Annotated in this window: 7 protein-coding genes and 1 pseudogene; 4 read left to right on the top strand and 4 right to left on the bottom strand. The window is 55.6% G+C overall.

Annotated features, from left to right (window positions below; genetic code table 11):
- Window positions 1-38: 38 nt before the first annotated feature.
- From PSR63_RS19210 to PSR63_RS19220, 3 genes are read right to left on the bottom strand one after another with little or no spacing between them, the layout of a single operon-like run.
- Window positions 39-1175, bottom strand: a complete 1137-nt coding sequence (locus PSR63_RS19210; RefSeq protein ID WP_274327299.1) for a hypothetical protein — start codon at window positions 1173-1175, stop codon at window positions 39-41.
- A gap of 6 nt (window positions 1176-1181) precedes the next feature.
- Window positions 1182-2576: a DUF1552 domain-containing protein gene (locus tag PSR63_RS19215; protein WP_274327300.1), complete on the bottom strand. Its 1395-nt coding sequence runs from the start codon at window positions 2574-2576 to the stop codon at window positions 1182-1184.
- Between the two features lie 3 nt (window positions 2577-2579).
- Window positions 2580-4901 carry a DUF1592 domain-containing protein gene (locus PSR63_RS19220; protein WP_274327301.1) on the bottom strand — a complete coding sequence of 774 codons (2322 nt, stop codon included), beginning with the start codon at window positions 4899-4901 and terminating at the stop codon, window positions 2580-2582.
- A 387-nt stretch (window positions 4902-5288) separates the two neighbouring features.
- Between PSR63_RS19220 and PSR63_RS19225 the strand changes: the two genes are divergently transcribed.
- Together PSR63_RS19225 and PSR63_RS19230 are read left to right on the top strand one after the other, a co-directional pair.
- Window positions 5289-6737: a Gfo/Idh/MocA family protein gene (locus PSR63_RS19225; protein WP_274327302.1), complete on the top strand. Its 1449-nt coding sequence runs from the start codon at window positions 5289-5291 to the stop codon at window positions 6735-6737.
- A gap of 106 nt (window positions 6738-6843) precedes the next feature.
- Window positions 6844-8793: a glycoside hydrolase family 32 protein gene (locus PSR63_RS19230; protein WP_274327303.1), complete on the top strand. Its 1950-nt coding sequence runs from the start codon at window positions 6844-6846 to the stop codon at window positions 8791-8793.
- A gap of 64 nt (window positions 8794-8857) precedes the next feature.
- Here PSR63_RS19230 and PSR63_RS19235 read toward each other — a convergent pair.
- A pseudogene (locus PSR63_RS19235) lies at window positions 8858-9421 on the bottom strand (HAD family hydrolase).
- Window positions 9422-9664: 243 nt separating this feature from the next.
- On the opposite strand from PSR63_RS19235, the gene PSR63_RS19240 reads away from it, so the two are divergent.
- On the top strand, window positions 9665-10666 hold the full coding sequence (locus PSR63_RS19240) for an SPFH domain-containing protein (RefSeq protein WP_274327304.1): 1002 nt from the start codon (window positions 9665-9667) through the stop codon (window positions 10664-10666).
- 11 nt (window positions 10667-10677) lie between these two features.
- Entirely contained in the window at window positions 10678-11709 is a 1032-nt protein-coding gene (locus PSR63_RS19245) for a hypothetical protein (protein ID WP_274327305.1), read from the top strand.
- Window positions 11710-11732 lie beyond the last annotated feature (23 nt).

The following is an 11732-nucleotide window of genomic DNA, read 5'->3' on the forward strand; positions in this document are numbered from 1 at the left end:
CGAGGCTTTTTTCATTACTGTGGTTGGCTGCGAGTGGGCTAATCGCGTTCTGGCCAGAGAGTTTCTTCCTCAGGCAGCGTAACGACTGGCCATCCGCTGGGGAAAATCCGAACGATTCGGCCAGGTCGAAATCCTTCCAAAAGCAGCGATGGTTGAACCTGAATCTGGATGCCGCTACTGCCTGGCTTCTTCTCGACTTGATTGACGGCAAGGATCGGTCCCCCTTTTTTGTCGTTGACCTGATCGTAGATCTGTAGTGTTGGTTCCGATACGCAAACTTGTGCCGTCGTATTGGGCTTGAAATCTTCGTACAAGCTGGAATCGATTCCGCCAAAAAGGGTTACTGTCAGAATACGTTTCTGGTTGTCGACGGCGTCGATGATGCCAGCCAGGCCTCGGTCTTTCTGGTGCAGCCGATGTTGTGCTAATTGCCGAGCCTGGGCGATCTGGCGGCTTTCTTCGTCGAGCCACAAGTCGGTGCAACGCCCAACGCCATAGAGGGTTGCCCAGGTCAAGTTGAAAAGCACGTTCTGTCCCGGCTGGATATCTTCCAGCGTGGCGACTTGCTTCCCCTGATATACCCGCGTGGCTGCCGTCAGATCGAGTTCGATGGAAGTCGGTTTCTCTTCCCCTTCGGCTTGGCTGACAAGCTTAAGCTTCATCTCTTTCAGGTCAACGTTGTCAACCTGCCACAATTCGTTCTTCTCTTGGTAATAGGTGAAGTCATCAACCAGCCGAAACGCTTTGGTGAAGTCGGACTCGATGCTCTTACGGTTATAGAAGAGCGATTTGGTTTCTTCCCCTTCATCCTTTATGTACCACAGGCCATGGAGATGCGTCCCGATAGGAATGTCCTTCAAGGCCGCCGGAGAACCATGGTACGACAGCGAGCCATACGGCAAGATACGGAAGTCGATGGGCAAGTCCCAATGACTACGGCGCTGCTTGTCGGTGCGGGAGACACGGATGGTACCGGTGCGGTGGATATGATCCTTGCCGACGAGTTCTCCGGTGAAGTAGTGGGCCGAACCCTCAGGCGGAAATTGCCCTGGTACGGTTTGATACCACGGAAGTTTCTCGTCCTCGCTCGTGTCCGTGCGGAATGTTTCCTCCGCCGCAATCGGCGACGTCAGACACACCACAAAAAGCAATACCCAGGTGAAATGAATACGCACCGTTAATTATCCCAAAAGTTCTGTCATCACACGGTGGCTATCGCCGAACTGGTCGACCTTCACATCCATTCGCTGCATCATCGTCAGGAGCAAGTTGCTCAAGTGAGCATCGCTGTCGACTGGTCGCGAGCAAACGTGGTAATGCTTTTGCGACTCTTCCATGTTGTACTGGCCGAGGGTCGGCAGGTTGTAGTCGACGTGCGTGCCATGCTTCAGGCCCATCGACGCGCCGCCAGCCAATACCATTGGCAGGTTCGCGTTACCATGGCTGTGACCATAGGCCATGCCGCTGCCAAAGAGGACCATCGTCCGGTCGAGAAGGGTCTGGTTGTCTTCCTGGTACGACTTCAGTCGATTCAGGAAGTACGAAAATTGCTGCACCAGGAAGGTATCCGTTTCGGTAAGTCGGCGGAGCTGTTCCGGGTCGCCATTGTGGTGCGAAAGCTCGTGCCGTGATTGGGCGACGCCAATCTCAGGAATTGCCAGGCCGTTGCTTTCGCTCCCGCTCATGCACGTGATCACTCGCGTCATGTCAGTACGCAACGCGAGCACCATCAGGTCGTAGATCGTTCGGTAGAGATCACCAGCTTCCGTGTTCGGAATGTCGCGGGTCAGTTTGGCCTTGGTCTCGGCGGCGACCTCCGGCTTGGGCACTTCCAGCCAGTCGTAGCTGCGCTGCGTGCGAAGCTCGACATCGCGAACCGCGTGGAGGTACTCGTCGAGCTTGTTGCGATCTTCAGTTCCGATCTTGCCGCGGAAACTGTTCGCGTCTTCGAGGATCGCATCGAGCACACTGCCGCGGCGATTGAGCTTGCGCTTGGCGACTTCCAAGCCACCCTTTTCCACGCCAAAGAGCCGATCAAAGATGGCTCGCGGGCGACGTTCGGCCGGCAGAGGAATACCGTCCCGCGACCAGCCCAGCGTACCGCCGGTCACGGCGAGTTCGAGCGAAGGAAAACGCGTATGCCGCGAAGTGACTTCCGCCATCATCTGGTCGGCTGAGATCGTATTGCGGAAGGCACCACCTTCTTGGCTGATCTTGGCGGAAGTAAGCCAGATCTTGTCGCATTCGTGAGCCTGACCGATCCCGTTGGGATGATAGAGTCCGCTGATCGGAGTTATTTGCTGGCGATGCTCTTCGAGCGACTTCATCGGGCCGGACAACTCGTAGTCAGCGCCTGACTTCTGAATCTGCCAGGTAAGCGTGTTGACGCCGTTGGGCACGTAGATGAAGACGGCCCGTTTCGGTTTGCCTTGTCCCTGTTCGGCTGAGGACTTCTCCTCGGCCATCAGCTGACCAGGATCCATGCACTGCAGAAGCGGCAAGGCCATACTGGCACCCATGCCACGCAGCACGTGGCGGCGGTTGATCTTCCATCGTCGTGAGTTGAAGTTGGCCATGGGTCACCGTTTCTGAAAAAGGTCAGACAAAACGAACGTTTCCACTAAGTCACGCACGCGGAAATCATCAGCGCGACTTTGGGCCGCGATGGCTTCGAGATCATCCCGATCATCGATCGTCATCGTGCGGCGAAGGGAATAAGTAGCAAGTTTTTTGATAAACGTGTTGTTGAAATCATCGACATTGGCCAGTAGCAATTGGCGGAACTCTTTCGGTCCGGCAAACTCGCGGCCATCCGGCAGCACGCCACTGGGGTCTACTTTCGGGTTCGCGCCCGTGCCGGACTGGACAATCTCTTCGGTTCGCCACTGGCCGATTGCATTGAAGTTGTCGAAGGCCAAACCAAGCGGGTCGATCTTGCGGTGACAGGCCGCACAGTTCGGATCGTGCTTGTGAGCTTCCAGCTTCATACGGATCGTCGCCTTGGGCGAGTCGACCGGGTTAGGTTCAATCGGGTCGACATTGGCCGGCGGAGGAGGGGGGGACTTGCCGAAGATCGACTCCATCACCCAGACGCCGCGATGCACCGGGCGGTGGCGCGTTCCGTCGGACGTCAGAGAAAGGATCGCGGCCTGGGTTAGTAGGCCGCCGCGGTGATCTTCCTGGTCGAGCGTAACGCGTTGAAACCCGTCTCGTTCGACGCCTTTCATTTCGTAGTGGATGGCCAGACGTGGGTTCACCATGGTCCAGTCGGAGTCGAGGAATTCGCGGAGGCTTAAGTTTTGGTCCAGCACTTCCTGGAAGAAGGCCGACGTCTCGCCCTTCATACTGCGTTCCAGATGAGGATCGTACTCGGGGTAAAGCTTTTGATCCGGCGGGAACATTCCCAGTTTGTGCATCTGCATCCACTGACGTGGGAATTCGACACTGAACTTGGCCGCACGTGGATCGGCAAGCATGCGATCCAGTTGTTGCTTGAGAATCGCCTTGTCCTGCAGTGTACCATCGTGGGCAATCGACAAAAGTTCTTCGTCGGGCATCGTGCTCCAAAGCATGTACGACAGACGATTGGCGACCTCGAAGTCATTTAGGTTGTCGGTAGGCTTCTCAGAGTCTCCTTCGACCAGGAAAAGAAAGTCTTTCGAGCACATCACGGCCAGCATCGCCGTCTTCACGGCATCTTTCAGCTCGGCCCCTGCTTCAAGTTCCTGGGCAGCGATGGCCACATAACGCTGGGTCTCGGCTTCGGTGACTGGGCGTCGAAAAGCATCTTCACAGAAACGCGTGATACATTGCCGAAGCTGATCAACGTTGCCTTCTTCGGTCGGCATGTACCGGGCCCGCTTCGCTTGGACCTCATCGGTAATGATCGGACCTTCCCACTCGATCCAGTCGACAATCAAGAACGGATAAAGAGGAACACCTTCCTCATCGGTCAGTTTGATCTGCCAAGGAATGCGTCCTTGCTTGAGACTGAAAAAGGGAATCGCACCGGAACGACCGGATCGTGGCAGATTCGAGGGGCCGGGAACATCGTTAGTCACATCAAACGTGGTGGTCCCAGGCGGAAGGTGACACGTGAACTCGACGATCGTCGGTTTGTCTTCCGGAGCGAGGATGTCTTGCTCGAACAACAGGCGGTCGATCTTTTCGGCATAGAAGGTCAGATGAGGGGCGCGACCACCAGGCGGCTTCATTCCGCTGACTTGGAGGCGGACTTTGAAGTAGCCACCGTTCTTGACCATGTCGCCGCCAGGACCTGGACGACCGCCACGCAGTTGATGACCAGGCCACATATCGACACGGACTTTGTCCGCCAAGCCTTGCTCTTCGAGCTCCTTCCGCTGTTCGGAGCTTGGTCCACCACGAAGGTCGAGAGCCGTCTTGCGGATGATCGTTGTCTCGATTGGTTTGTCGGGATAGGCTTCGTCCAGAATGGCCTCGGCGGCGGAGTAATACTTCTCGACATGGGAAGCGGAAAGAGAAAGCACGGAACCGATGCGATCGAAACCATGGTATTCGGCGTCTTCGTTCAGCCCGCCTGGGTCGGCAACGCCGTAGCGCACGCCCAACAGGTCTTCGACCGTATTGGCATATTCGATGCGGGTCAGGCGATGGAAAGAAACGGGCTGTCGTTTGGCCATGCGAGCCGAACGACCTTCTTCAATCCGGGCAGCCAACCACTCGACGACTACGGCACCTTGTTCAGCAGTGGGGCGTTCGGGCTCGTCTTCCGGAGGCATCTCGCCGTTGTTGATCTTCTCGATCACTTCCAACCAGCGATTGACCGCACTGGCGGCGCCGACATCTTCGGAAAGCGTATCAACGCGGAAATCCCCCTCTTGCGACTCAGGGCCATGGCAATGGACGCAATGCTTCTGCATGAACGGTCCGATTTCCTCAGAAAACGGCCGATGGGTTGGTTCTGCGATTAGCAATGCAGGATGCCACAAGCTGAGAAGCAACGTCCAAGCGGCGGCATAAACTAGCGGTCGAGTCATCATCACTTGGCAGGGTGAGAGCAGAAGGAAGGACAGGTGGCAGGGGCCTATTTTGGGTGGGAAGCCTTATGTTAGATCGGATTCAATGGATAGGTCAATTGAAAAAGACATCTGAGAACTGTTTTTCAGTGTGCAGCTTACACTTATGCGCAGAAACGGAAATTTGACGCGATCATGCAGAATGGTCAGAATATGACTCACCTGCATTGAACATGCTTACGAGTATGTCCTTCCCCTCTCAATCCTCGTCTTCCACTTACGGAGCTTGCCATGACATTGGTCAATCGTCGTACATTTCTGCAGTCCTCCGCCGCTGGAGCGGGACTGATTCTTACCGGAACAGCCGCATCCGGTGCCGTTCAAGGAGCCAATGATCGGGTACGAATTGCCGTGGCTGGGCTCAATGGCCGTGGTAAGAATCACATCGATGGCTGGTTCGGCCAAGACAATGTCGAAATCGCTTACCTGATCGATCCCGATGAAAAGGTCCTCGCTCGAACGGTGAAGGCCGTTCAAGAGAAGGCCAACGGCAAGTTCAAGGTGAAAGGTGTTCGCGACGTACGCGAAGCACTCGACGATCCGAACCTTGATGCCATCTCGGTCGCCACGCCCAACCACTGGCACTCGCTGATCACGATTTGGGCGGCCCAGGCCGGTAAGCACGTTTACGTTGAAAAACCGATGAGCCACGACGTTGTGGAAGGGCGTGTCGCCGTCGAAGCCCAGAAGAAGTATGGCGTCGTTATTCAGCACGGTACGCAGCGCCGCAGTGACGCAGGTATCGCTGGCCTGCACGAAGCCATTCAGGCAGGCAAGTGGGGCAAGCTGAAGATTTCCTACGGCTACTGCTGCAAGCCGCGCGGCGGCATTGGTTTCGACAAGGTGTCGTCGCCGCCGGAAAACCTGGACTGGAATCTGTGGCGCGGCCCGGCCGACCTTGAGGAGTACCACGCCAACTATCACCCTTACAACTGGCATTGGTTCTGGAAGACCGGCAACGGCGACCTAAACAATCAGGGCACGCATCAATTGGACGTTGCTCGATGGGCGATCGATAAAGACCAGACGCACCCAGTGCGTGCGATGGCGATCGGCGGCCGGTTCGAGTGGGGTGACCAAGGCGAAACGCCAAATACGATGTTCGCCATGGCCGAGTATCCCAACGGCCAATATGTGTTCTTTAATGTTCGCAACGTGAACTACAAGGGCTACCAACACCAGGTCGAAAATGAGTATTACTTCGAGGACGGTGGCCGTATTGTGCGTGGTGTCTACTATCCCAAGGGAAGTGACAAGGGCGAGAAGGTGAAGGTCGATCGTGGTGACGTCACCCCTGGCGGCAACTGGGGTAGCTTCATCGCGGCCGTTCGTGCGAACGATCCGAACATGGCCAACGGTAACGTACACGATGCCCACTATGCTTGTGTGCTGGGGCACTTGATGAACAACTCGTATCGCCTGGGCGAAGAAGTTCCGTTCAATGCCAAAGCGGGCAAGTTCGGTGACAACAAAGATGCTGCCGAACACTTCGGTCGCCTGCACGACGTCATGTCCAAAGGCGTCGGCGTGAAAGACAGCGAGAAGTACACCGTTGGTCCAACGCTGACCTTCGATCCCGAAACGGAACGCCACACCGGTGACCATGCCGAAGTGGCCAATGCCCTTCTCAAGGACTCGAATCGCAAGGGATTTGAGATCCCCGACGCCGCGAAAGTGTAAGTCGGTTGAGATTTCTCGACAATTTAAAGAACGCGAAACGCCGAAGGTTTACTTCGGCGTTTCTTCTTGTATGCTGCGGTCTTTCCCACCTTGAAAGGCCCCAGCTATGAATCGTAATCGCGTTTGGCTGTCTTGTTGTGCTCTCACGGTATTGTGCTTTGTTCCGGGCTTCGTTGTTGCCGATGAGAAACCGCCACTTGATGTACTGATCGCGGACTTCGAGGGGGAATCGTACGGCGACTGGAAAGCCGAAGGCGATGCGCTGGGTACGCGGCCTGCCGCTGGTGCGCTGAGTGGTCAGATGGATGTCAGCGGCTTCGCTGGCAAGCAACTCGTCAACACGTTTCTTGGTGGTGATCGAAGCACGGGTACGCTGACCTCGCCACCGATTGAGATTAAGCAGCCGTACCTCCACTTTCTCATTGGTGGCGGTGGTTACGAAAGTGAAACGTGCATGAACCTGTTGGTCGACGGGGAGGTCGTTCGCACGGCAACCGGACCTAACCGGAAGCCTGGCGGCAGTGAACAGCTGGCAAGAGTTTACTGGGACGTGCAAGACTTCGTCGGCAAGCGAGGCGTCCTGCAGATCGTCGATCAGCGTACCGGTGGGTGGGGCCATATTAATGTCGACGACATCTATGCCAGCAATCGCAGCCAGGGCATTCCGGCCGAGGAGTTCTCGAAGGGACCGAATCTACAGACGTTTCCGTCGTATGTGGAGGTTGGCTACGATCAGACCTATCGTCCACAGTTCCATTTCACCTCGCTCAAACATTGGCTGAACGATCCCAATGGCATGGTGTTTCTGGATGGTGAGTACCATCTTTTCTTTCAGCACAACCCGGTCGCCAACGTGTGGGGAAACATGACGTGGGGACATGCGGTCAGCAAAGACATGGTCCATTGGAAACAACTGCCGCATGCCATTTTGCCGTATGGCGATGGGACCATCTTTTCAGGAACGGCGGTGGTCGATCACAACAATAGCCTGGGGGTTCAGCAAGGAGATACCACGACACTGATTGCCGCGTTTACCTTTGCTCGGCAACCGTTCTACCAGGCTTTGGCCTATAGCACCGATCGGGGACGTACGTTTCAGCTATGGAACGACGGGAAGCCTGTCGTGGCCAATCAAGGGTATGACCCAGGCGAACGAGATCCCAAGATCTTCTGGCACGAGCCGTCACAGAAGTGGGTCATGGTGTTGTGGGTCAAGCGAGCCAAGCCGGGGCGAGTTTTGTTTTTCAATTCCGATGATCTGAAATCCTGGACGGAAGTCAGCCAGTTTGATCGTGACTGGGTCTTCGAATGCATGGACATGATCCAGTTGCCGGTCGATGGAGATGCAAGCAACAAAAAGTGGGTCTTGTACGATGCAAGCTTCGAGTACGAGATCGGCCAGTTCGACGGTAAAGAGTTTAAGACCGATAAGGTGGTCCATCGTGGCGACTACGGTCCCAATTTCTACGCCGCCCAAACGTTCAACGACAGCCCTGACGGGCGGTCCGTGATCATTGGCTGGATGCGAGGCGAGAATACGCCGTTTCGCCGAGAGGGGATGCCCTTCCATCAACAGATGAGCTTTCCCCAGACCATGCAACTGCGGACGACACCCAGCGGCGTACAACTCTTCCGTTGGCCTGTGAAGGAAATTGAAAGTCTGTATGACGAGGGAATCGTTCTGGAGAACACGGACATCAAGTCTGCAGGGAATGAGCTCAGTGACTTTCAGGCCGAACTGATCGACTTCAGTGTCGCCTTCGAGGCCAACACCGAAACTGAGCTTCTGATCGATCTGCGAGGCCAAAAGATCATGTTTAAGGATGGGGCCGTGCATTACCAGAACCGCCAAGTGCCGGCACCGGCGGTGGATGGTGTCGTCAAGCTGCGCGTACTGGTCGATCGGGCCTCGCTGGAACTGTTCACCAACGAAGGTCAGTACGTGGCGACCTTTAACGCGGACATCGAACCAGGCAACAAGACCGTGGCAATCAAGTCGCCTGGTAACGAGGCGATCCGCTCGCTCATCGTGCATCGCCTGAAGTCGGCCTGGTAGATCGCCTCATTCGGTTCGCGATGGATAGCACTCTCTGGCTATCCACGCGAAACGAAAATGTGGCTCACCGGTTAAGTTGGTTGAGGACCAGGCTTCGCCAGTTTCTTTTTTCAAGCCGCCGGTAGTTGGCTGTTCTGGCGATTGAACTCAAGTACACACTGAGATGCTTGAGTTCTTCATCGGTCGTATCCCCAGCAAACTCTTTCACATAGACAGCATTGCCGTAGTTCCGCTGCACCTTGAGTGGTGTGTCATCGGCAATCAACATACGGTTCAAATCGTAGCCGAGTCGCTTGACCTTCTTTAAGTCCTTGATCTAGTAACGCTGCTTGGTTTCTGGGTGATACCTCTGGACACAACGATCTCGGCTCCAGGCAAACGCGAGCGAAACATCTTGTGGAAGGACCGAATGAACCGCTTCAGCGACGTAGTCTGAACTCGATGACGACCACACGGCAAGTTGGTACTGCTGTTCACATCGGCGAAGAAACTCACTCAGGTACGGACGGTGGTAAACGTAGTACGGACCCAAGCGGCAATCATGCCGACGGAGTAAGGGTGATTCGCAGGCGAAAAACAGTGTCTCGTCAAGATCGAGAATCAACAAAGGTTTTGCGGTGGATGCCATGGAGTGTTAGAAGGAACGTGCAGGCCATTCATGCTGAAGCATGATTCGCGGTTGATTTTCGTGTTGGACAGATACTCGCGGCAACAGGTTCGCAGTGCATCGAGCTCCGCTTGATGGGAACGCTCCGTTTAATCGTCAAAAAAATCTAGAACAAAGTCGTTGACCTTTGAAAGTGTTGTTCCTACACTAAGTCTGTCGGGCGAGTTTGAGCCCGTCATTTCTTTTCTTTGAAGGAACCACATCATGTTGGGGATCAGCTACATCAAGGCCCCTCCGTCGACGCATGTCATGCTCTTTCGTGGCGGAAAGCCGGTGTGTGAAGGGGCCGGGCTTTCGTTCTTTTATTTCTCGCCCAACGCCACGCTGGTCCAGATTCCCCTGGCCAGTACGGACGTACCGTTCGTCTTCAACGAAGTCACGTCCGACTTTCAGGACGCGACCATTCAAGGCGAACTGACTCTGCGGGTAAACAGCCCAGGGAAGTTGGCGTCGATCTTGGACTTCAGTACCGATGCCTGGGGACGGTATCGCTCGGACGATCCTTCCAAACTGAATGACCGACTCATTCACACAACGCAAACGTTGGCCAGGGCGTTTACGCTGCGGAAGACACTGCGTGAACTGCTAACCAGCAGTGATGAATTGGTCGAACAGGTCTTTGCTCAGTTGGCGGAGTCCCCAGCCGTTGCCATGTTAGGTGTCGAGGTGATTAACCTTTCGGTCTTGTCAATCAAGGCAACGCCTGAGATGGCAAAAGCCTTGCAGGCCGAGGCCCGCGAGAAACTGCTGCTGGAAGCTGACGAAGCGATTTACGCACGGCGCAATACGGCCGTGGAGTTGGAACGTCAGATTAAGGAGAACGAGCTGAACACCGAGATCGCCGTTCAGCAGAAGCAGCGTCAAGTTCGGGAGACGAAACTGGCTGCCGATATCGCCATCGAACAGGAACGCGCTACGCTCGTCGATAACGCGATCGAGAATCAGCGGAAGGAATCGCAGGCGAAGGCCGACGCTTTGAAGGCAATCCTCGAGCCGATCAAAGATGTCGACTGGCGAACCCTGCTGGCGGCTTCGCCTGGGGGGCTCAACGCGAATCAGATGATCGCGTTGGCATTTCGAGACTTGGCCGACAACGCCGAGAAGGTTGGTAATTTGAATATCTCACCAGAACTTCTCGCCACCTTACTGGCCGACACGGCGACGGGTGATGATCGGCCCAGGCAGCAGCGACGTCGCAACTCGTAGGAGGTGATCCCATGGGACTCGGGTCAAATTGGATTGTCCTCGTAACACGCAATACGCGGATGGAAGGACTCAAGCAGCGGTGGGGAACGGCCAACCAGGCCGATTTCCTGCTAGACGCGGCGGTCGATCATGAAGTTGAACGACGGCGCAAGTCGCGTGCCAAGATGGGCATGTTGGTCAATGACGACGACCTTCAGGCTTTCGTCGATACGGCTAGTGCCTTGACCGATCGCGATGCGTACGAGGAAGAAGACCAACGCTACCAGGCCGCGGTTCGCAGCGTGTTCCGTGATTTATCTGATCTCGGTTTTCCGGTGCGCGAGATCGATCGGTCTTATCTGGCGAACTTTGATTTCGGCCGCTGCATGGCCGTGGTTGTGTTAGGGCAAGACGGCTTGGTGGCGAATGCCGCGAAGTACGTCGGCGACCTGCCGGTGATCGGAGTGAATCCGGACCCGGTTCAATACGACGGCGTTTTACTGCCGTTTCAAATCAACGAAGCCAAGGCTGCTACTCATCGTGTGCTCAAGCAGCGGCACCGGGTCGATAAAGTCACCCTGGCCGAGGTTAATACGATTAGCGGGCAGAAGATGCTGGCGTTCAACGATTTCTTCGTAGGATGCAAGTCACACACGTCGGCACGGTATACGCTCGACATTCAGCATTCCCGCGAGGCGCAATCTTCCAGCGGTGTGTTGATTTCCACGGGGGCCGGAGCGACCGGCTGGATGTCGTCGATCTTCAACATGGCCGCTGGTGTCAGCCGGTTTGTCAGCGGCAGTGAAATTCGCCCTCTCACGATTGATCGCAAAGATCGTCAGTTGATGTGGACGGTGCGCGAGCCCTTTGTCAGCCGACATTCGGGTGCCCAGCATGTCATGGGAATCATGAACGACGAAGACGAACTGGTCATCGGATCGCAAATGCCAACTGAAGGGGTGATCTTCTCCGATGGCATCGAGGATGACTACATAGAATTCAACAGTGGTAATATCGCAACGTTCACGGTCTCGCGACAACAGGCCCGCTTGGTTGTTGGTTAAACAAAAAAAGAGCCTGCCGCGAG

Origin of the sequence: Bremerella sp. P1 (genome assembly GCF_028748185.1) — a bacterium.
Classification (GTDB): Bacteria; Planctomycetota; Planctomycetia; order Pirellulales; family Pirellulaceae; genus Bremerella.

Coding starts and splice junctions, on each gene's coding strand:
- PSR63_RS19225 (WP_274327302.1), top strand. CDS start 5,289: ATGACATTGGTCAATCGTCGTACATTTCTGCAGTCCTCCGCCGCTGGA.
- PSR63_RS19215 (WP_274327300.1), bottom strand. CDS start 2,576: ATGGCCAACTTCAACTCACGACGATGGAAGATCAACCGCCGCCACGTG.
- PSR63_RS19240 (WP_274327304.1), top strand. CDS start 9,665: ATGTTGGGGATCAGCTACATCAAGGCCCCTCCGTCGACGCATGTCATG.
- PSR63_RS19245 (WP_274327305.1), top strand. CDS start 10,678: ATGGGACTCGGGTCAAATTGGATTGTCCTCGTAACACGCAATACGCGG.
- PSR63_RS19230 (WP_274327303.1), top strand. CDS start 6,844: ATGAATCGTAATCGCGTTTGGCTGTCTTGTTGTGCTCTCACGGTATTG.
- PSR63_RS19220 (WP_274327301.1), bottom strand. CDS start 4,901: ATGCAGAAGCATTGCGTCCATTGCCATGGCCCTGAGTCGCAAGAGGGG.